The 18,599-nt window shown below is 61.0% G+C and carries 24 protein-coding genes; 5 read left to right on the top strand and 19 right to left on the bottom strand.

Features of this window, described 5'->3' with window-relative positions; translation table 11 throughout:
• Both E5X34_RS29780 and E5X34_RS29775 read right to left on the bottom strand, forming a co-directional pair.
• Positions 1-531 (bottom strand): thermonuclease family protein (locus E5X34_RS29780; protein WP_292572438.1); only part of this gene is annotated, 531 nt, incomplete at its 3' end.
• Between the two features lie 1,561 nt (positions 532-2,092).
• Positions 2,093-2,359, bottom strand: a complete 267-nt coding sequence (locus E5X34_RS29775; RefSeq protein ID WP_292572435.1) for a hypothetical protein — start codon at positions 2,357-2,359, stop codon at positions 2,093-2,095.
• A 44-nt stretch (positions 2,360-2,403) separates the two neighbouring features.
• On the opposite strand from E5X34_RS29775, the gene E5X34_RS29770 reads away from it, so the two are divergent.
• Positions 2,404-3,267, top strand: coding sequence for an RNA ligase family protein (locus E5X34_RS29770; RefSeq protein ID WP_292572431.1), 864 nt, complete (start codon positions 2,404-2,406; stop codon positions 3,265-3,267).
• A gap of 1 nt (position 3,268) precedes the next feature.
• Here E5X34_RS29770 and E5X34_RS29765 read toward each other — a convergent pair whose 3' ends face one another.
• From E5X34_RS29765 to E5X34_RS29750, 4 genes are all read right to left on the bottom strand, one after another.
• Complete coding sequence (locus tag E5X34_RS29765; protein WP_292572428.1) at positions 3,269-3,919, bottom strand: hypothetical protein; 651 nt, start codon at positions 3,917-3,919, stop codon at positions 3,269-3,271.
• A gap of 95 nt (positions 3,920-4,014) precedes the next feature.
• A complete protein-coding gene (locus E5X34_RS29760; protein WP_292572426.1) occupies positions 4,015-4,707 on the bottom strand; it encodes an SOS response-associated peptidase in 693 nt (230 codons plus the stop codon).
• An 11-nt stretch (positions 4,708-4,718) separates the two neighbouring features.
• Positions 4,719-4,982 carry a hypothetical protein gene (locus E5X34_RS29755; protein WP_292572423.1) on the bottom strand — a complete coding sequence of 88 codons (264 nt, stop codon included), beginning with the start codon at positions 4,980-4,982 and terminating at the stop codon, positions 4,719-4,721.
• A 13-nt stretch (positions 4,983-4,995) separates the two neighbouring features.
• On the bottom strand, positions 4,996-5,586 hold the full coding sequence (locus E5X34_RS29750; protein WP_292572420.1) for a hypothetical protein: 591 nt from the start codon (positions 5,584-5,586) through the stop codon (positions 4,996-4,998).
• Positions 5,587-5,758: 172 nt separating this feature from the next.
• Here E5X34_RS29750 and E5X34_RS29745 point away from each other — a divergent pair, with 172 nt between their 5' ends.
• Positions 5,759-6,004, top strand: a complete 246-nt coding sequence (locus E5X34_RS29745; protein WP_292572418.1) for a hypothetical protein — start codon at positions 5,759-5,761, stop codon at positions 6,002-6,004.
• A 51-nt stretch (positions 6,005-6,055) separates the two neighbouring features.
• Here the strand turns inward: E5X34_RS29745 and E5X34_RS29740 are convergent, their stop codons facing one another.
• The 8 genes from E5X34_RS29740 to E5X34_RS29705 form a co-directional block, all read right to left on the bottom strand.
• Positions 6,056-6,559, bottom strand: a complete 504-nt coding sequence (locus E5X34_RS29740; RefSeq protein ID WP_292572415.1) for a hypothetical protein — start codon at positions 6,557-6,559, stop codon at positions 6,056-6,058.
• A gap of 855 nt (positions 6,560-7,414) precedes the next feature.
• The gene (locus E5X34_RS29735) at positions 7,415-8,023 is read right to left on the bottom strand and encodes a hypothetical protein (protein ID WP_292572412.1); all 609 of its coding nucleotides are present in this window, start codon (positions 8,021-8,023) and stop codon (positions 7,415-7,417) included.
• A 4-nt stretch (positions 8,024-8,027) separates the two neighbouring features.
• Positions 8,028-8,663: a hypothetical protein gene (locus E5X34_RS29730; protein WP_292572409.1), complete on the bottom strand. Its 636-nt coding sequence runs from the start codon at positions 8,661-8,663 to the stop codon at positions 8,028-8,030.
• Positions 8,664-8,816: 153 nt separating this feature from the next.
• The gene (locus tag E5X34_RS29725) at positions 8,817-9,299 is read right to left on the bottom strand and encodes a hypothetical protein (RefSeq protein ID WP_292572405.1); all 483 of its coding nucleotides are present in this window, start codon (positions 9,297-9,299) and stop codon (positions 8,817-8,819) included.
• Positions 9,300-9,419: 120 nt separating this feature from the next.
• Complete coding sequence (locus tag E5X34_RS29720; protein ID WP_292572402.1) at positions 9,420-10,304, bottom strand: hypothetical protein; 885 nt, start codon at positions 10,302-10,304, stop codon at positions 9,420-9,422.
• Positions 10,301-10,579 carry a hypothetical protein gene (locus E5X34_RS29715; protein WP_292572399.1) on the bottom strand — a complete coding sequence of 93 codons (279 nt, stop codon included), beginning with the start codon at positions 10,577-10,579 and terminating at the stop codon, positions 10,301-10,303. Before E5X34_RS29715 ends, E5X34_RS29720 begins: the two co-directional genes overlap by 4 nt.
• Positions 10,580-10,581: 2 nt before the next feature.
• The gene (locus tag E5X34_RS29710) at positions 10,582-10,791 is read right to left on the bottom strand and encodes a helix-turn-helix domain-containing protein (protein WP_292572396.1); all 210 of its coding nucleotides are present in this window, start codon (positions 10,789-10,791) and stop codon (positions 10,582-10,584) included.
• Positions 10,792-11,154: 363 nt separating this feature from the next.
• Positions 11,155-12,060, bottom strand: a complete 906-nt coding sequence (locus E5X34_RS29705; RefSeq protein WP_292572393.1) for a LysR family transcriptional regulator — start codon at positions 12,058-12,060, stop codon at positions 11,155-11,157.
• A gap of 150 nt (positions 12,061-12,210) precedes the next feature.
• Here E5X34_RS29705 and E5X34_RS29700 point away from each other — a divergent pair, with 150 nt between their 5' ends.
• On the top strand, positions 12,211-13,083 hold the full coding sequence (locus tag E5X34_RS29700; RefSeq protein ID WP_292572390.1) for an NmrA family NAD(P)-binding protein: 873 nt from the start codon (positions 12,211-12,213) through the stop codon (positions 13,081-13,083).
• A gap of 60 nt (positions 13,084-13,143) precedes the next feature.
• Here E5X34_RS29700 and E5X34_RS29695 read toward each other — a convergent pair whose 3' ends face one another.
• Both E5X34_RS29695 and E5X34_RS29690 read right to left on the bottom strand, forming a co-directional pair.
• Positions 13,144-14,112: a hypothetical protein gene (locus E5X34_RS29695; protein WP_292572387.1), complete on the bottom strand. Its 969-nt coding sequence runs from the start codon at positions 14,110-14,112 to the stop codon at positions 13,144-13,146.
• Positions 14,113-14,178: 66 nt separating this feature from the next.
• The gene (locus E5X34_RS29690; RefSeq protein WP_292572383.1) at positions 14,179-14,973 is read right to left on the bottom strand and encodes a glycosyltransferase family 25 protein; all 795 of its coding nucleotides are present in this window, start codon (positions 14,971-14,973) and stop codon (positions 14,179-14,181) included.
• A 282-nt stretch (positions 14,974-15,255) separates the two neighbouring features.
• Between E5X34_RS29690 and E5X34_RS29685 the strand changes: the two genes are divergently transcribed.
• Both E5X34_RS29685 and E5X34_RS29680 read left to right on the top strand, forming a co-directional pair.
• Positions 15,256-15,837, top strand: a complete 582-nt coding sequence (locus E5X34_RS29685; protein ID WP_292572380.1) for a CatB-related O-acetyltransferase — start codon at positions 15,256-15,258, stop codon at positions 15,835-15,837.
• 21 nt (positions 15,838-15,858) lie between these two features.
• Positions 15,859-16,812 carry a glycosyltransferase gene (locus tag E5X34_RS29680; protein ID WP_292572376.1) on the top strand — a complete coding sequence of 318 codons (954 nt, stop codon included), beginning with the start codon at positions 15,859-15,861 and terminating at the stop codon, positions 16,810-16,812.
• A gap of 311 nt (positions 16,813-17,123) precedes the next feature.
• Here the strand turns inward: E5X34_RS29680 and E5X34_RS29675 are convergent, their stop codons facing one another.
• From E5X34_RS29675 to E5X34_RS29665, 3 genes are all read right to left on the bottom strand, one after another.
• On the bottom strand, positions 17,124-17,366 hold the full coding sequence (locus tag E5X34_RS29675) for a DUF982 domain-containing protein (protein ID WP_135873813.1): 243 nt from the start codon (positions 17,364-17,366) through the stop codon (positions 17,124-17,126).
• A gap of 584 nt (positions 17,367-17,950) precedes the next feature.
• Positions 17,951-18,196, bottom strand: a complete 246-nt coding sequence (locus E5X34_RS29670; RefSeq protein WP_292572371.1) for a DUF982 domain-containing protein — start codon at positions 18,194-18,196, stop codon at positions 17,951-17,953.
• 101 nt (positions 18,197-18,297) lie between these two features.
• Positions 18,298-18,501, bottom strand: a complete 204-nt coding sequence (locus tag E5X34_RS29665; RefSeq protein WP_126061702.1) for a hypothetical protein — start codon at positions 18,499-18,501, stop codon at positions 18,298-18,300.
• Between the last annotated feature and the right edge of the window lie 98 nt (positions 18,502-18,599).

Genomic DNA, 18,599 nt, shown 5'->3' with positions numbered 1-18,599 from the left:
CAACCTCACAGATCGCGACCACTCCCGAAAGGTGGTCAGGAAACACCGCTTACAACCGACCTTTGCCGCCTTGGCCTTCGCCTGTTGGGCAGAATAAGCGCCGTCGCTGTATTTCGGCCAGTCGAGCGCTTGTCCATGCTCGACCATCCAAGCGGCCACGCTGGTACCGTCAGCTCGCGTGCAGTCTCCCACGAAGCGGCCGTAGCGGTCCCAAGTCACGAATGCGCAGTGGGTCGGCTTGGAAGCCGCCAGGAAGCCGTCCAGTGCATTTGCCGACTGTCGGCCGCACGGGTACTCGAACCCTTTGGCATCGTCGCAATACTGACGGCTTTCCGGCGCGTCGATCCCGTTGAAGCGAATGCGTTGTCCGTGAATTTCGATGGTGTCGCCGTCAATGACTGATGCAACGCCGACGAGCGATACGGGCCTCGGCTTGATGATGTTCTGCAAATTGATTTCCGGCATCGAGCCGCTGTTGTGCATGACGAATTGCGTGACCAAGGCGGAAGCCGCCGCCACGGTCACCAGCACGAGACGAAACGGGACGCTTGCCCATCGCCTCGCGCGTGAGCGTTTCGCGCCCGGGCGCCGCCGCCACTGGTCAGAGCGATTATCGTACCGGGATTTATCGATCCAAATCACATTGCGCCGCCCGGACGGCTCTCGGCCGATCTGCCTCCGCAGTGCGACCCATCCGCAGCCACGCTATTGTCGGTCGGACAATTGCCAGCATAGCCGCCGCCCGGCGAGGGCGTTTTATACCTCTGGATCACAGCAACGCTTCGAGCCCCATCCCCTTCTATGTGCGTATTGTTGCTATTCGGATTGAAAGGATCGACCGTTTGCAGAAGCTGGTTGGTGTGATTGGCGTCGCCTGACGCCAACGTCGTCGTGTCATAGTTGTTGAGGTAGTCAGCGGCACAGCCGCTGAGGGCCAACGTCAAGCCAAAGCAAATCCAGACGCGCCTCATGGCTGTAGCCTATACCGGCCCCGGGTTGACACCTGCAGCCCTCAATTGAGCTCCCAATTTCGACCGGGTGGTGCAGGCTGCTTTGTCGCCCGCAACGCACTTCTTGTTTGCGTCGGACCAGTCCAGCAGGGCCGTGTTGATCCAACTGCCAGGCGCCCGCGCGATGCCGTAGGGCGTTGGCGATTTGCCAGCGGCTTCCGCAGCAACGGCGGCCGCTCCCTGACCACGCGGCGCTCGTTTCCATCCGTTTAGGATGAGGCAGTTCTTCATGTATTGATCTTCGCGAGCCAAGTTGCCCAGGGCGTTTCCTATGCCTGCTCCGGCAACAAAGCCTGGCGACCCGATAGCAAGATAGCCTTGGTCTACAGAGCCCTTTTGCATCTCGCATTGAGCATGGGCGACGTCGAAACTCGGCCCATATCCAATCTGTACGTAATCGGCCTGATTGCTTGTCTGACAGCCGCATAGCGCGGCAGTGGCACAAAGTGCCATCAACGCCTTTAATCTCATACCCCCAGCCCTCCCACGGCTTAGGGTTAAGCATCTATTAAGATCGTTATTTACGCAAGTGGCGAGGTTATTTTGGGTAAACGGATGGAGGTTGAAAGCCGCGCGGGCATCGGCAAAGCAGATATATGCGGATATTACTGCGTCCCCCTCAATGTCTGAGGACGAAGCGCGACGCACGCCATCATCGGCCTATGTCATTTTTGAATGACGGCTGTGACAGGCCGAGCGAAAAGGTGCGGCTTTGTGTCCATTCTAAAGGGGGTAAGCCTATGAAGAAGACCTACGAAAAGCCCGTGCTTCGCAAGAGAGAGCGCCTCGGCACGGTCACGGCTCAGGTTGTCGTAATCTCGGGACCGGTTCAGCCGGCGTAATCGGCGCGATTTCAGACCCAGCCCGCCGGCTCCGGCCAGCGGGCTTTTTTGTTGCTGGCGTTAACGTGGGTAATTGGCGGCAAGGTATCGATCTGGGCAATGTCACCAGGCCCCGCGCTTCACGGTCCCCCCAAAGACTTCCGTCGGGGTACTAGGCCCGGCCTGCACGATCCTGTGTCACTCGATATTGCAGGCCGGTGCCCAGTTCAGCCCAGGCCCCTTGCCGGCGGCCTTGTCATTTCAGGACTTAATGCTCGGCGCCGGCGGCTTGGGCGTGTTATCGAACGACAACCGTTCAACCGTGGCAACAATCGCCACCGACAGTGCCTCCGCCTCATCGAGCAGCGTAGGGCCATAATGCCCGTTCACCTGCTCCTCGCTCATCAGCACGCCGGGCGGGCAAACCTGCTCGATCGTCGCGCGGATCATGCGCAATGCGGCGCGGCAGGCAGCGTCGTTTTCCATAACCAAATAAACATTCAATTTCGCTAAAATGTTCCGGAACAAGGTAGCGACCCGCGCCTTGAGATCGCGTGTGTTGGGGTTGTGCGTTGCGTCTGACTTTCATCAAGCCGATGGAGCCCGAATTGGTCGATCAGCCGCCAAAGGGCGATGGCTGGTCGCATGAGGTGAAATTCGACGGGTACCGAACCCAGCTTATCAAGGACGAGGCTGGCATCCGGCTCTATACGAAGAACGGCATCGATTGGACGAGCAAGTATCGGCCGACCGCAGCAGAAGCGGCAAAGCTGGAGGCCGAGAGCTTCATCATCGAGGGCGAGATGATCGTCGCGAATGATGCCGGCCTTTCCGACTTCCACGCGCTGCGCTCGGCCATAGCGCGTCGGCCGCAGGACCTCTACCTGGTCGCTTTCGATCTCTTGCACCTCAATGGTCACGACCTGCGCGACATGGCGCTTAAGGACCGGCGTGAGGTCTTGCAAGCGTTGATCCCGGCCGGTGGCCGCATCCAGTTCAGTGAGGCACTCCCAGGCACGGGCGATGCCGTCTACCAACTCGCTTGCGAGGCGAACCTCGAAGGCATCGTGTCGAAGAGGCTGGATAGCGCCTATCGCAGTGGCCCGACGATGAACTGGCGCAAGATAAAGTGCTACGTCGAGAAGGAGATGGATATCATCGGCGTGCAGCGAGAGGCCGGAAAGCCTGCCATGGTGCTGATGGCTGACAAAGGACACTACATGGGCGGAGCATTTGTCACCTTCAAAGCCGATAAGCGCCAGGCGCTCTGGGACCGCGTTCAGGGCAAGACCGGCGCACCACCGCCGAAAGGGCTCTCCAAAGAGAAGGCCGAGTGGCTCAGGCCGGGTCTTGTGGGTCGGGTCAAGTTCCTCAAGGGCGAGGAAAAGCTGCGCCACGCGTCGCTGAAGGACTTCTGGTCGAAGGGGAAGGACTAACTTAGAGGTGAGGAGGTTTTCCCGCCTCGGCGGTCGCAACCTGGACCCGCTGTTTATCGTCAGCGTTCCTGAGCACGCAGATTATGACCAGCGTTTCGCTTATAGGTATCGTGTGGACCGAGAGAAGGTCATTGATGCATTGCGCCCATCGTACGATCTCTGGGGCATCAACCTTCGTATCCCAGGGCACATTCACATCTCTCGACAGAAGCGAAGTGACACTACCGCGATGGACATGCCGGTGAGTTCTCCCGTACAGCTCGAGCAGCTTGTCCTTTGGGAGCGGTGATGGATCGATTGCCTCCATTTCGAACGTGGCTACGCCAGAAGGATCAGGCGGCCCTTTCTTTTGCCGACAAGCTATTGGGTAGAAGTGCTCCCGCAAGCGCGACAGCCGGTCGAGGATTTCTTGAGCAGAAGTGTTCTTCCCAAGCTTGTGAGGTTGCAGGAAGGTGATGTCGCCATGAGCGACGAGGCAACTCAACGCCACGAGCTCACACAGCATCCGTAGTTGCAGCCAACAAAACTCTCGGACCAGTGGGGTTGCGAGACGTGTATGACCCGCAAGGGCGAGGTTGATTGCATCGATCCGCACCTTAAGCTCATGCATGAGATTGGCGTACAATTGGGTCTGTTTATTGGTCACAGCCATCTAGGCGCTCGGAGCCGAACGAGTTGAATTTGAGGGTGCTAACTGCGCCCCAGACACTGCTCTACCACATTCCGGCAATCTCGCTGGGGTCTCGCTCACAGCGGATTTATCGGTCCCACGAGCCCAGAGTGATCATTGGGCTGCTTGTTGATCGCGGCTGAATTCACCTCTCGGCCGACGCGGTTGAACTGGAGCTGACCGTCTATGTCATGCGAGAGCACCTCTTTGAGATCGCCTGCCGGCGTCTCGGCATTCAGCCAGGCGTCATAGTAAGCCGGATCGAGTATCAGCGGCTGCCGATCGTGAAGCTGCCGCATTGGTTCGCCGGCAGGCTCAGTGATGATGGTGCAGCTCGTGACGTCCAATGCCTTGTTGTAGGCCCACAGGCCCGCGAAGGAGAAAGGCGCGTGACCGGGCATGAAGATGTGCCACGGGTCCTTGCCGCGATCGGCCGGGCTAATTGTCCATTCGTAGAAGCCATCGGCCGGGATCAGGCAGCGCTTCGATTTGAAGGCGTCGCGAAAAGCAGGGGTCGTATCAACTGTCTCGATCCGCGCGTTGAACATCGGTGCCTTGGGCATCTCCTTCGCCCAAAACGGCACCAACCACCAACGGCCGGTTCGGACCTTGTGATTGCCGTCGTCGGCCGCCGTGATGAACGGCACCTCGTCAGTCGGCGCGATGTTGTAGCGTGGCGCGTCGTTGCGACCCACATCGGCCGGCGCAGTCAGCCTATAAAGCCGATGGATTTCGGACCACGGAAGGTATCTGGTGTAGCGCCCGCACATTTGCTGCCTGCTTATTCCATGTCGGGCACGTCGCCGCTCACAAACAGCGTGCTTGGGGGGCCGTAGTCTCCGAGGGCCGGATCAGCATCCCGGCTCCAGGCTATGACGCCAGCGTGCTTGCCAGCTAACGCTTTTGCCGTCCGGATCGCCCGCTCTTCGCTTTGCTGATCAGCCGGCCCATACATTGGAAACAGCTCTCCATCTTCGCCGCGGTCGAAGGCGACCACGACGATGAGCTTCGGCTTTCTCTGTTCCGGCAGGACGTGGATGGACATTCAACGGCCTTTCTTAGTGGCGCGGTGCTGATCCAGCCTCAAGCGCATCGATCGCGTCGAGCACCGCCTGGCGCTTTGGCTCAATCGGCTCATCCGGCGTGAACTGAGAACAGGCCAGCGGCGTATATGCTACTGTGACTGCCATCACCAGTTCTCGCGCTAAAGACCCATCAGCCATGTCGTCGGTTGCGGCATAGGCCAGCAGGCCAATCCTCTCGTCGTGAAACTCGTTCTTGCCGTCCTCAGCCTGGATGATGGCGCGTAGACGCGCCAGCGCAGTGACACGATCCACGAGCTGCGTTTCGGGATCGTGCAGCAGTTGCAAGCCATGAACTTCGTGCCGCTTCTCGTCCGGCCACCCCTCGCAACACGCCTTGATGGCGGCATTGCTGGCCGCCCACCAAACCTCGGCCGCAGCATACTCGCGTTCTGATGGCTCTTGGTCTGGCGGGAAGCCCATGTCGTCCCAGCCTTCGACGGCGAAAGAGCCCTCAGCCGCTTCCTCGGGTGTCAACCCGGAGCGCTTAATCACTTCCCGAGCTGCGTCGATACCCCGCTGTTTTTCTTCAGAGGTCGCGCCCCTGGCATTCATTAAAATGTTCATTTTGGCCTCCCTGTGGCTGCCATGCCAACAGTGAACGAAATAGGAACAAAAATGTCAAGCGGCCCTTGACCGAGTAGGACTAAGTTCCTCATTTCAGCTTATGCCCGAGCAAACCGAAAAGTGGCCGAGAGGGGCCGCCTGGACACTGACGCACGCTCACGATGCAGGGCAGGTGGCGGGCATACGCTGCGGCAAATGCAACCTCAAACGCTTCTACAAGCCGCTCGAACTGCGCGAAGTGATCGGCAACGTGACGATCGATGAGGTGCGGGAGAAGGTTCGGTGCCAGCAATGCGGCAGCCGTGAGTGGATGGACGCCGAGCTATTCCATCCGACCGGCGAGCAAGCGCATACGATCCGGTATCGGCGACTGGTCCAGATCCGATGGGAGAAGCGCGTGATCTGGCGGGACGAATAGCCTCCGAGGGCGAGCAGCCCGGATTGGCTGCATCACCTCAATCGAGCGAGCCTAGGCGGTTGAGACAGCCGATTGGCTATCCACGAGGGGCTCGACTAACAATGTGTATGCGACTTTCAGAAACTCGAAGTCGATGGGCACTCCGGTAAAATGGACGCGCTTGCCTTCGGTGTAAGTGTCGACAACATCACCTTCGAAAGTAGCGAAGACATGCCCGATGTTGTTGGCCCCGTAACAGACTACAAGTTCCGGCTCTACTCCCAGATGCGTTTCCATCCACTCATTAATCGAAGGGCGATCTGAAAACTCCCGGTCCCGGAATTCCTCCGCTACTACCCAGTCGCCACCCAATCTGTTGACGGCCCCCGCCCAATCCTGGGGGGCGTAGTCCGCTCGAAGTTCCGGGCCAATCGCGCGGCCATTCTCGGCTGCGATTTCAGCCAGCAATTCGCCGATCTCTTGTAGAGGCCTGCCCGTCAACGCGGCTAGGGCGGTGGGCGTACAGGACGCGTTCTCGGTCCAGTCCTCCACCTCGTGCAAACTAAATGTCGCCATACTTTGCCTTCCCTGACAAATTCGAGCCTGCTTGCAAGACTGCCTGGGCTTGGTTCACCTAACAAGGCCCGTTGTCAGCAACCCACTTGCCTTCGCGCAGCTTAAATGCCGGGCCGATCTCGTCCGAGGAAACGAACGTCGCGTCATGTCCAGGCGAGGAAGTCCAATCTGCGATGACCTGCTCATGAGACCGATTGTCGACCCCGCGTCGAGGTTTGCGGCGTCGCATATGACGAACTGCTTCATGGCGTGAGCAGAATTCTAGATCGGGCAGACCCGGCTCAACAACAACCCATGGCATAAACACTCTCCTTGAGTTCGAAAACCCAAGGAGGCGCGGTTTTGAATTTTATGCATGGCTGTGACGTCACGCGCATCCCATCTTCGAAAATCATATGGCGATCTTCTAGGGTTGCCGGCATCACCAGCGCTGGCGAAATGCCAGCCTCGGCCACAGAGATGTTGATGCGAGGTCCCTGCGTCAAGGGAGGCTACCCCGCGCACGCGAATAATCTTAAGACTGAGAGCGCTCGGATCGATTTCAAGCCGGCGAGGCGATAGGACGGCGATCTCTAGCGTCCACCGCCCAAGGCGTCCTACGAGCTGGTATTGTCATCTGTCCGGCGGTAGGCATCCTTCACCCTCCAAGGACGATTGCCGCTGTGGATTGGGAGGATGCCTCGGTGAAGCGACGCCGCCGGTCGCCGCTTGGAACCCCACAGCGGTATTGCTCGGCTCCCATGCTGTTTCGATGTCATTGTCGGCTCGTACGCCTCAAAGCGCAGCCCCAACTCGGGTGTCCTTGACCTTCCGGAGTGCGAAGGAAAGCGGTCGGCATTTAGTCCAGGCCTATGTTCAGCTGAACATGCGGAGGTGTTCACCACGCCCATAGCCAGGCTGTCCATCGCTCCAACGCAGAGACGTGATGACCGCCGCGCGATAGCGTTCGCCATTGCGCCAATCCTGTACTTCCTTCCACGCGCGGGGTTCAACGTCCTGGACAAATGGCCCAGGCCGCTGGGCATTGATCAGCTTGCGGTTGAAAGCTTCAACTTTGGCCTGGGCTTCGGTGACGCGTTGAAGGACTGAGATTATCCGCCGGGCGGCCTGCGGATATACAGCGAGGAGTTGGCGGGCCGCCTCGTCGGCTTCGGCCTCGACGGCCTGCCTTTCGCGCCCCCACGCTTCTTCATGCTCCCGCAACTCGGCCTCGGCGAGGCGACGCTCCAATTCATCGCGAGCCGCCATCATCCTATCGCGGTCGCGCTTAGCCGATGCGATATGCTCCTCGGCTTTGACAACTTCCGCATCGCTGCCCTCAAGCAACGCAGCGCGCCGCGCGGCTTCCGCATCTGCGACTGCCGCGTCTGCGGCATCAACGTCCAATTCGGACAGCGCCGCGCGCAAAGCCGCAGCCTTCCCGGCGCTGTCGGCGGCGATCAATTTCCGAATGCGGTCCAGCATTTTCCTACCTCGTATTGGTGAGAGTGAGCGAGCCAGGCGCAACATGCCGGCCCAAAATTTCGTGGGCTCCTTCGCCGCCAACGGTCCCAGCAGACATCAAGGCAACTGCCAGCTTCTCGACCGCTTCCTCAACCTCAGGGTTGCGGAGGAAGTCGACCACTTGGCGCTCGATCCGCCGCAGAATGCGAAAAGCATGGGTGGGGTTGCCCGAGCCGGCGATAACGTGGGCGGTTCGGACCGCCTGGCAGTCATCGCAATGACCTCCCCAGCAGGCGAGAACGCGGCGGCTAACGATCTCGAAATCCAAAGTCCCGGTCCTCATGCGCCATCCGCCGCGCATTGCGTCGCTCAATGGACCTGCCACAGAAAAGGCAATGCTGTGACCCCGGTCGCCGGGAGCCTTGACCAGCCGGCAAATGCCCACTGGATCGATATGAACAGATTTCACCGAGAGCCCAAGAGAATGAGCGATCACCGCATGAGCGGCCTCATGCCGCGCGGTGGAGAAATCGCGCACGATCGTCTGCGGCGAGGACAGGTCCACGACAGGCCCATTCCACGTCGACTGGCCGTCGACTGTTTCGGAGAGCGCAGGGGACGCACCCGGCGCACCGCAGCACAAGCGATAGTGAACGTCCAACGGTGCCGATCCTCTCGGAGCGTGTGTGGTCACACGCTGGTTCGCGGTTTTGTGGAAGGATCATTCACCGAAGCGCATCAGCTTGGCAGCCACAGGCTGCCAAAAATCGAGTGGTAGCGCAAGGTGGCGGCTCACAAAATAGATCGAGCAAGCTCAGAATTCTGGATCGCGTCCTGACTGGACCACCTTGATCGCCTGTGCCGCAGTCTTTTCAATGCGCGCGATCGAAGCGGAAATATCGGCCCTGATCGCCGACCGAATATGCAATGGAAGCCGCCCTGGCAGATCGGCCAACTCGCGCTTCACTATTTCAAGCAGTGTGGCGACAGTCATCCGTTGATCTTCTATCGGCACGAGGTCTTTCATTTTTTCCGTGATCCGCGCCTCGATCTCGTCGGCGCGAGCGTTGGCGACGCGCTGCGCCGACGCTGAGCCGGCGACGCGGCGATCATCGTCGGTCAGCCAGCGGAGATAACCCTGCACGGCCCCCACGAGAGGATACGCGTCCCTTCCAGCTTTTGGGATCACGCCCTGCTGCACAAGCTGCTGGACGCGCCTGGGCGTCAGATCAAGCAGCCGGGAGAGCTGCGAAACGTTGATTGTGGTCTGACCGGACGAGGAAGCTTGAGCGTTCATTTCACGTGTCCTTGAGCGAAGCGCAACGGAAAAACGGTGAGCCGAAACATCCTCGCGTTCCGGGGGCCGCGCGCCCGCAGAGGGAGGGGGAGGGGTAAAAATCCTTTGGCCGGCGGGGGCTCATGTGGTGGCTCGCGGGCGAGTTCGTCGCGGTGCGGCAGCGAGCGCATTAGCAGCTCGGTCCAGCATCGTTGCAAGGTGCGCGCGACGAACGCTGTCGGGATAGGCGAACATGGCGGTGGGCCGGCCATGGGGCCGCCCGCCCAGCGAAATGGCCGATGCACCAAGGTGCGTCGCGCTGGAGTATATACTCTCTACCGCGACGGACGTTTGTGCATTTCGTGGAGGCGTTTCGCTTATGCCTCTCTTCTGCAAGAACGCTTCAAGTCGCCCTCTTTTTCGAGCGCTTTCAAAGCTGTCCCGGCTGATGCCGTGCTTGCGGCAGAATTCCGCCGTGCTTCTCGCTTCAAATTGAGCTCTCGGCTGCGCGCCCTCGGCGCGCCGCGCTGCTGACACCCGTTCGCGATCAGCCTTTCGCTTTTTCGCCCTGGCGTCCGCTTGCCGCTGTTCCTTTCGTTCGCGCCTCTGCTGTGCTGTTTCACCTCGCGCCCCAAGCGTCCACAGTTGGTTTTCAACCCGCTGTTTGGGTGTAAGGGACAACAGTGCGCCAACGTCCTCGACACTCATCAGATAGCCGGCATCGCGCCACTTTTCGGTGATCGCCGTGAGGGCCGTAGAGCTGACTTTGAGACCCCGCCGCTCGCACCACTTTCGCAGGCGTTCGAAGGGATCGAAGTTCCGGATTTTGCGGAGCCGGCCGATCTCGAAGATTGCGTTTGCCGCGATTTCCACAGCGGCGAGGACATTGCGCTCGCGGATCAACGCACGCTTGAGTGCGCGCTGGATTTCCATCAGCCGCCGCTCTGCTCTCGATACACGCGGCTTGGGAGCAGAGCTCGCGTCGTTATTTTCGAACAGCGCCGCCGTGTTTGCCGGCCCGGTCATGCGCGCTGCCTGTTGGACGGGCCGTTGTTCACAGGGATCGCCGGCTCGCTGAGAAGCTCTCGGATTTGGGCAATCCGGGCCATCAGATAGGAGTGGACTTCCGCGCAATCGGCCTCAGCGGCGTCGCGATCGACGCCAGCCAGCATGTGGCCGCGCCAAGTAGGATCAACGACATTCGCGACGCTTGCCGCCCGCACGCCGGCTACGATGCGGAGGGCCTCACGATCGAGCCAGGCGCGCATGCGGCGGGTGGTGGGGATGGGGACGACGCTCATGCCTACGCCGCCTCGCTCTTGAGCTTGGCGACGAACGCCTCGATGTCGTCGCGGGGGATCAGCCGCGCGCCGAGGACGCGCGTGCTCCGCAGGGTGCCGTCGCCCATGAGCTGATAGAGGCTCGTCAGTCCAATTCCGAGGATTTTGGCGGCCTGCTTGGGGCGGAGGAACTCCGCCCGGAAATGCGATTTAGCTTCGTGGCTGTCGTTCATGATGTCGCGCCTACATGCGAGTGATCGAGGGGAGCCGACGACATGGGTCGGCCCGGTTCAAATTGTCTGGATCATTCAGCCGGGCGATATTGCGAGGGCGTAGGGCGGCGGGTGATGTCAGTATCACCGGGCGAGCCGAGGCCGAGGCGTAGGGGCGGCAAGCGGCAAGTTAGGCTTGCTCTGAAAGCTTTTCAAGGCTTCCGAATGCGAGGCCACCATTTTGATCTCATGGTACTATCCTTGGTATCGGCAAGGGCGGCGTCAAAAATAGCGAAGTTAAATCAATGGCATGGGCCGACAGTTCGTTTCCTGCCGGGATCGCCAATTAATTCAAGGTCTTGTCAGATCCTGCCGAATCTCGATCTAAACCCCCACCAGCAGCTCCATCACGAACTCCACGAATGCCCGCACCTTGGCGGTGCGGTATTGTCGCGAGGGGTAGATCGCGTGGAGCGGGAAGAGTTCGTCGGACCAATCCGGAAACAGGTCGACCAGTTGCCCGTCGCGCACCTGCTCGCGCGTGGCGAATTCCAGCACCTGCGCGATGCCGGCGCCGGCAAGGCACGCGTTGAGCATGGTCGGCGCGTCGGAGGTCATCAGCCTGGTCTGGACGCTGACCGGCAACGCCTCGTTGCCGCGGCGAAATTCCCACTCATAGGCGCGGCCATGCGCGGCGTCCCAGAAATCGATGGCGTCGTGGTCGGGCAGGTCGGCAGGGTGCCGCGGACGCCCCTGGCGCTCGATATAGGCGGGCGCCGCGACGGTGAGTATGCGCGTCTCGAACAGTTTGCGCGCGGTGAATGATCCGGCCGGCGGATCGCCGAAACGCAGGGCAAGGTCGAATCCGTCCGCCACCAGGTCGCCCACCGCGTCTCGCATGATGAGCTCGAGGCGAAGCTCCGGGTAGAGCGCCAGGAACCGGCCCGCGTGCCCGGCCAGCACCAGCTGCGAGAAGAACGGGTCGACATTGACGCGCAGCCTGCCGCGAACCACCGAGGTGGCGCCGGTGGCCTCGACCGCCGCCTCCTCGATGCCGTCGAGGTGAGGACCGACCCGCTCGTGGAAGCGCCGCCCTTCGTCCGTCAGGTGCATGGTGCGGGTCGTGCGGTCGAGCAGCCGCACCCCGATGCGGGCTTCCAGACGCTGGATGGCGCGTCCAACGCCCGAGGCGGTCATGCCGAGCGAGTCCGCTGCCCGCGCCATCGAACCGGCCTCGACCACCGCCATCAGCACCGTCACGCCGGACAGCAATCTTCCATCATAAGGCATCCGCCATTCCCAACCTGGAGTCCTGATTATGATGACATATCGGCGCTGGGATCAGCAAGCAAAGGGTGTGAAAAGACCGACCGGAGACCGCCGGCCCGTCGTGGCCGCCGGCCGTGATCCCGTTCAACCACCACAAACGAAGGAAAGATCATGTTCGCAGTTACCGCCATTACCGGCCGCGTCGGCGGGGTTCTTGCCGAAACGCTGCTGGCATTAGCCCACAAGGTTCGGGCCGTTGTCCGCGACGAAGCCAAGGGCGCGCCGTGGCTGGCCAAAGGCTGCGAGGTCGCTGTCGCCGATCTTGGCGATCCCGGGCCTCTGGCCGCCGCACTTTCGGGCGTCGAGGGCGCGTTCATCCTTTTGCCGCCGGTCTATGATTCCGAATCCGATTTCCCGGACGTGCTGCCGAAGATCGCCGTCGTCCGCGAGGCACTGCACAGGGCGCTGCCGCCCAAGGTGGTCGTGCTGTCGACGATCGGCGCGGACGCCGCCGAGCCCAATCTGCTCAACGTCTTGCGCCTGCTGGAACAGGCGCTCGCAGATCTGCCAGTGGCCGTGACGTTCCTGCGCGCCGCATGGTTCATGGAAAATGCCCAGTGGGACCTCGCCTCGGCGCGCGATCAGGGCGTGATCGACAGCTATCTCCAGCCGCTCGATCGGCCGGTCGCGATGATCTCGGCCGCCGATGTCGGCAGGACGGCCGCGGAACTCTTGCTCGAGGATTGGAGCGGCCACCGGGTGATCGAACTGGAAGCGCAACACAGGGTGTCGCCGAACCAGCTCGCCGCCGCCTTTGCCAAGGCGCTCGGCCGGGAGGTCGAGGCACGCACCGTCCCACGCGAGCGCTGGGAGACGATCTTCCGCGACCAGGGCATGCGCCATCCCCAAATGCGCATGCGCATGCTCGACGGCTTCAACGAAGGCTGGATCGACTTTCGCGATCCGGATGCGCTAAGACGTCAAGGAAGGACTGGGATCGACGAGGCGATTGCTGGACTTGCCGGCCCGCCTGACCGTATCTAGAACAACCAGATCCGAGCGTCGCTGCGCGCTCTGAAGGACTGGAAGGAGGGCGGTCGGCCTTCAGAAATCGCTCACGGCCTGCCCGGCCGGGCCGCCCAGATAAGTGTCCCACACATAATCCCGGAGCATTTCCCGGTGCTCCGCCGTTCGATGGTGATAGCCCGGTCTTTCGGGGTAGGACACGCCGGCGAGGTGAAAGAAGGCGCCGTCGATGAACTCGTGGTGCCCGACCGCGCCGGCCATCCTCATTGGCCGCTGTTCCACGGCTGCCACGGCGACATCCGCCTCGGCAAGTTTCGAATAGAGGATCGCCCAGTTGGCTGCGCCGGTGTCGAGGCCGAGATTTATGCGGGGTTCGAAGTTCAGTTTATAGGCGGCCACGGCGGAGAACCGGTAGAAGCAGTAGCCTGCCCACAAATTCCAGTGCCGATCGTCCGGCTTGGCCTTATAGACGTGATTTTCGGTACCGTATGCCCTGCGGCCATACACGGCTTTGCCGGCCAGCTTGGACGGGATATCGAACGGCACGACCGGGAAGCAGTCGTGATCGATGAAGCCGAAGAACTCCGGCTTCAGATGGCGCACGATGTTGTGGAACGCCCAGGTGATCGCCGTTCCATGCGATCTCGACAGGTGTTTTTCGACCCGCATCGGCAAGGCAAGGTAGGGCACGCCCCGCATCTTGCAGATCTGTGCGATGGCCGCTCTCGCCTGGGCCTTCGTAGAATTGTCGACGACGACCAGCGTCATCCCTGGCGAATGCATCTCCCACGCCTTCGTCAAAGCATCGATCACCCAGGGCACGTTGAAGGCGACCGTTATGCACACGCGCGACACGCCAGCATCGTGCAACTGTTTTGCAAGCTGGCGCCCAGACGCACGCCCTCGATATTCGAAGCCCTTATAGGCGAACTCGTTTCTGAGCGCCTTTAGCTGGATGACCAATCGATTTTTGCTTAGTCCGTCGGCAATTAGTTTGAGTGCCATGCTGGTTCTCGTAGGCGGCCGGCAATCGGCGGGCCTTCGCATGCCCCTTTTGCTCGAAGCCGCCGAGAAATCAAGCAACTCGAATTTTGCTGACCTAGCGACGTTAGGTCAACCTCGGGGCTTTAGCTTTTGTGAAGATCGGCCAGCGGGATGTGCGTCAGGCGTCCAGCCCAGACTCAAATCGACCCTCTGGGTTCGCCAGAAGGTTCCGTTTCGGCAATGGGCGAACAGCCGCGACAATTCCCCGCGAACTTTCGTGGCTGCGCTTTTGGGGCGATGCGGCGCCGTTTGGATGATCGTCGGCATCGCATTTCGTTCCGAAAGAAAACGGTGCTGTGCGCAAAGGGCCGGTGTCACTTGATAGGTCGTGTTGCGGGCGCACATCAGCGAATTCGGGCTGAACAATGCGAGATCGACCGGTTCCTTCAGGCGCTTTGTCCGCTGAAGCAGCTTTTCAGCCGCGGCCTTGGAAATGACATAGCCGGCCGTACCGAGATGTTCGCCGACCAGCCGGCCGATCGAATGGCCGTTCCCAATGGACGCAAGGCGCGCCAATCTGACCTGACCGAAGAACGTCTCGAGCTTGACGATGTCGGCATCGCGCGGGACCCAACTGTCATCGGACAGGAACGGTCCGGCTTCGCTCCTGAAAACCACGTCATCCTCAAAGATTGCGGTATATTGCTCGGCGCCATCTGCGATCATCTGCCAGCACTTACGATGGCTGAGAAAGCATGCAATCTCTGGCTTGGTGAGGCGGCGAGCGGCAGGAAAATTCGAGGACTCGCTGGACGCATCGACCGCCGCAACGCGCTCAAAAGCGATGCCGATCTTCGCGAATTCGGAGGTTGCCTGGTTCAACCTGTCAGTTGATCGATCAAGGTTGATTACCAAGCATTTCATGTCTCACCCGTTCTCTCAAATCGCCTTACGAATTCCTCAGCAGGTAAATCGAACGCAGCCCTTTCCTCCATGATCTTCTCGATCGGCCAGTCCCACCACCGGATATTGGCAACGCTGCCACTAGCTGACTGCGACTTGCATTCCAAGAGGTCTCATTGCCGGACTACCTTCCCGCCTGACAGTCTCGCGAACCGGCCAAGGTGCGTAGAGCCAGTTCCCTGGGCTTGTAGGTTATATCTAACAGCGGCTATGTCGCTGCACGGCTGCCGCTGAGGTTTGCAGATGTCGACGATTTCCAGATGGTTCAAGGACGCACGCTCCAAGTTGCCGGAACATGTGACGGTTGGCCGCCACAGCTATGGCGTGACGTGGCGAAAGGTCCTGTTTCCCTCAAAGGAGGCCCCGCTGCGGGTCGGGGCCTTCTGCTCGATTGCCGGTCGGGTGCTTTTCATTTGCTCCGGCCAGCATCCGACCGCGAGCGCTACCACGTTTCCGATCTACAGCCGGCTGCTGAAGCAGCCGGAGCCGATCGCGGAAGACAGCAAGCCGGCTGGCATCACCGTGGGCAATGACGTCTGGATCGGCAACGGCGCCATGATTTTGCCGGGCGTCGAGATCGGCGACGGCGCTGTCGTCGGGGCAGGGGCGGTGGTCACGAAGAACGTGCCGCCCTACGCGATTGTCGGCGGCTCGCCGGCAAGGCTGATCAGATATCGCTTTTCGCAGGACGTCATTTCAAAGCTGCTCGCCATCCAATGGTGGCGTTGGGACGATGACAAGGTCAAACACGAGGCGGGTCTGCTTACCGGCCCGATCGAGACTTTTATCGAGAGGCATTCTGTGGCAGGCACCGCAACGACATGACGGGCGGCGGTTAGCGGAACGATGAAGTCGTGTTTCTTCCTGGCGACAGATGCTGGCTACTTCCCATATGCCTGCCTGACAGCTCGTCGGATACTGGAGGTCTCCACCCCGATCGACGGCTTTCTGCTCTATACCGGCGCGAGCCAGGCGGATATTGAAGTCGCCCGGCATCTGCTGGAAGGCAAGGTCGAGCTGGTCGATGTCGCCGACTTCATGACGAATTTCGGCTTCCGCTTCGGAACCTACAGCATTGCCGCTTACATTCGGCTTTTCGCCGATCGGCTTCCGGTTTTCGAGCCGTATGACCGTATCGCATACACGGACTGCGACGTTCTCTTCAACCGGGACATCAATGACCTTGCCAGGCAGCGGCTGCGCGCCCCGCTGCTCGCCGCTCACGACGACTACATGTATTTCCGGCCCTCTTACCGGCAGAAGCTCAAGCTGGCGCCAGGCGCGCCATATTTCAATTCCGGCGTCGTCGTCTTCGATATGAACGCTGTCCGGAAGAATGCGCTGCTGGAGCGCACGCGAAAGACCGCTATTGACGGAAGCATGAACGACCAGAATGCCCTGAATGTCGTCTTCGAGGGCAAATGGCAGACGATGCATCCAAACTGGAACCTGCAGTCGCTCGGAGAATTGCGCTTCTCGCAAGCCTGGGCCAGGCATTTCGCCGGCGGCAAGCCGTGGGGCAATCAGGTTGGGGTCGAGTTGGAAGCGCTCCGCATCTGGCGGGATCTGGCAAGGGACACGCCCTGGGGCAGGCCTTTCGAGCAGCGCATACCCTTCGAACGCGGCGTGATGAAGCGCTTCCTCCGGCGCTTCGACGCGGTTGCCGGCCTGTTCGGCAAGGACGTGCAGCGCCGCAGGGCCAGATATGACGGCAGCAGGATGCACGCGATCTATGCCAGGCAGGCGGATGAAGGCGCGATGGCCGTGCAGTTTCCGGAAGTGCTTGGCGGTTTCGCTTGAAAAGGCCGTCGTCTGCCTGCTGGCTCGATCGGCGACGCGCTGTGGATAGTAACCTGGCGTTTACCATGCTCCGGCGCTGGCGTTGCGGCCCGGCGCCCGACTCGCCGAAATGGAAAGGCCTGAACCCGTCAGGCAGCCCCGAAGCCCAGCGGCCGGCGTTTTCATGTACCCCACGGGATGCGTGCTGTAACGCGTTCCGCAGTATGCGCCGGCCGTAATTTCGCCCCCTATGAAAATGGAAGCCCGCCGCGGCAATGGGAAACCGCGACGGGCTTGGTGACGCCCCAACGGGACGCCATGGGAAATCGAGGCTACGCCAGCAGGCCTGCGACCTTGGCCGCCTTGCGCAGCGTCTTGCGGGCTTCCACCGGGCTGCGCAGGCCGTCAAGCGCGTCGCGGCAGACGCGGCTCGCCGACCGCCAGGCGCCGTCGCGCGCCTGTCCAGGCCAACGTTGGTCGAGGCATTCCATCGCCTCGAAGCAGCTCGATACCTTGCGCTGGCCGTTTGGCTGGAAATCGATCACGATCGGTTCGGAAAACCAGACATCGTTCATCACTTTCTCCGTCTTATGATCGTCTTTTGGGCAAGCAAGCAGCGCCGGACGGCGCCGATGCAGGCCGAGGGCGATTGCCGACCCGCGCGTTAACCAACCACCCCGCATTAGGTTCCGAAGAATTTCGAGGCGACGATGGGCAGCGTCGGGACGACACTCCTCAGCGATTCCGATCGCTGAAAATCACGTGACCAAAGTCACTGCAGCACCTTCGCGGGCTGCGCTAATGAATCCGCCAGGCTGATGAAACGCGGGAAGACCTCTCATGATTATCGCCGTTGCTTGCACTCGCCATGACCGCCGCGACGTTGATGGCGACCGCTTTCGGGCTCTACGACGAGGTCCGGCAAAACCGTGCGCATGCTGAAGCGGATCGGTTGCGCGCGTTTCGAACCGCGTGTCGGTTTCCCGTCAACGCGCGCAATCGATAGGGCCGGCGCCGCCAGGCATGCTCACGCCGCATTCCCTGGCCATGTGCATTTTTCGGGCTGGAATCCTGCTCTCTCCGGCAGTGTTCGCGGTGCTGGTGCTTTTGTGGCTTTTCTATCGATAGGCAGCCGCGTGCGCCAAGGCGCCGCCATGCCCTATTCGACCAGCACATGCGCTTCGCGCGCGGCGACGATGAAGGCCTCCCTGGCGGCGTCGGCCGAGACGTCGCCGCGGATCGCGCGGCGGCAGGCCCGCAGCGCCTCGCCATGCAGCGCACTGCCGGCATCGCGCCATTGGCCGGTCAGCAGCTCGGCGGCTTGTTCGGCGTTGGAGATGTGGCGGATCGACCCGGAAAGGCCGACGGCGACTTCAACCGGCCTGGAGAACCATCCCTGGATCATTGAAACCTCCCGAACCTGTCGGAACACGATATTCTGCCGTTGCGTTCCGTGCCGGAACGTCAACTCACCGTGAGCCGCCTCGCGTGGGCGGATCACGTTGCTCATCTTCCAAGCGGCCTGCGCGAAAGCTCGATCAACTCCGCCTCGTCGGTGATGCCGGCCATGTAATTGGCCAGGATGCGCGAGGCGCGTGCTTCCTTCTGCTCGGTGGTCTCGCCCTCGATGCTGCCATTCTCATAGACACGGCCAAGCATGGCCGTCTCGTCGGGAGTGAATGTGTTGCGGGCATTGGACGCGATGGACATGGCTTCCTCCTTGAGCCGGGCTCCTTTTTCGCCCGGCCAATAATAGCATGTTTCAAGGTTGGACGTGAGTCGCTGCAGTGTCCTTGCCATGCGCTTCG

The sequence above is a fragment of the Mesorhizobium sp. genome, assembly GCF_004963255.1.
Taxonomy (GTDB): domain Bacteria; phylum Pseudomonadota; class Alphaproteobacteria; order Rhizobiales; family Rhizobiaceae; genus Mesorhizobium.
The sequence above is the reverse complement of the archived record's forward strand: the minus strand, read 5'-3'. Positions and strand labels throughout refer to the sequence as shown.

Excerpts from the sequence above, each read along its gene's own strand:
- E5X34_RS29700 (WP_292572390.1), top strand. The coding sequence starts at position 12,211 with ATGTTCGCAGTTACCGCCATTACCGGCCGCGTCGGCGGGGTTCTTGCC.
- E5X34_RS29765 (WP_292572428.1), bottom strand. The coding sequence starts at position 3,919 with ATGGCTGTGACCAATAAACAGACCCAATTGTACGCCAATCTCATGCAT.
- E5X34_RS29680 (WP_292572376.1), top strand. The coding sequence starts at position 15,859 with ATGAAGTCGTGTTTCTTCCTGGCGACAGATGCTGGCTACTTCCCATAT.
- E5X34_RS29760 (WP_292572426.1), bottom strand. The coding sequence starts at position 4,707 with ATGTGCGGGCGCTACACCAGATACCTTCCGTGGTCCGAAATCCATCGG.
- E5X34_RS29675 (WP_135873813.1), bottom strand. The coding sequence starts at position 17,366 with ATGAACGATGTCTGGTTTTCCGAACCGATCGTGATCGATTTCCAGCCA.
- E5X34_RS29705 (WP_292572393.1), bottom strand. The coding sequence starts at position 12,060 with ATGCCTTATGATGGAAGATTGCTGTCCGGCGTGACGGTGCTGATGGCG.
- E5X34_RS29695 (WP_292572387.1), bottom strand. The coding sequence starts at position 14,112 with ATGCGAAGGCCCGCCGATTGCCGGCCGCCTACGAGAACCAGCATGGCA.
- E5X34_RS29715 (WP_292572399.1), bottom strand. The coding sequence starts at position 10,579 with ATGAGCGTCGTCCCCATCCCCACCACCCGCCGCATGCGCGCCTGGCTC.
- E5X34_RS29665 (WP_126061702.1), bottom strand. The coding sequence starts at position 18,501 with ATGTCCATCGCGTCCAATGCCCGCAACACATTCACTCCCGACGAGACG.
- E5X34_RS29755 (WP_292572423.1), bottom strand. The coding sequence starts at position 4,982 with ATGTCCATCCACGTCCTGCCGGAACAGAGAAAGCCGAAGCTCATCGTC.
- E5X34_RS29740 (WP_292572415.1), bottom strand. The coding sequence starts at position 6,559 with ATGGCGACATTTAGTTTGCACGAGGTGGAGGACTGGACCGAGAACGCG.
- E5X34_RS29750 (WP_292572420.1), bottom strand. The coding sequence starts at position 5,586 with ATGAACATTTTAATGAATGCCAGGGGCGCGACCTCTGAAGAAAAACAG.
- E5X34_RS29690 (WP_292572383.1), bottom strand. The coding sequence starts at position 14,973 with ATGAAATGCTTGGTAATCAACCTTGATCGATCAACTGACAGGTTGAAC.
- E5X34_RS29720 (WP_292572402.1), bottom strand. The coding sequence starts at position 10,304 with ATGACCGGGCCGGCAAACACGGCGGCGCTGTTCGAAAATAACGACGCG.
- E5X34_RS29735 (WP_292572412.1), bottom strand. The coding sequence starts at position 8,023 with ATGCTGGACCGCATTCGGAAATTGATCGCCGCCGACAGCGCCGGGAAG.
- E5X34_RS29710 (WP_292572396.1), bottom strand. The coding sequence starts at position 10,791 with ATGAACGACAGCCACGAAGCTAAATCGCATTTCCGGGCGGAGTTCCTC.
- E5X34_RS29725 (WP_292572405.1), bottom strand. The coding sequence starts at position 9,299 with ATGAACGCTCAAGCTTCCTCGTCCGGTCAGACCACAATCAACGTTTCG.
- E5X34_RS29670 (WP_292572371.1), bottom strand. The coding sequence starts at position 18,196 with ATGATCCAGGGATGGTTCTCCAGGCCGGTTGAAGTCGCCGTCGGCCTT.
- E5X34_RS29685 (WP_292572380.1), top strand. The coding sequence starts at position 15,256 with ATGTCGACGATTTCCAGATGGTTCAAGGACGCACGCTCCAAGTTGCCG.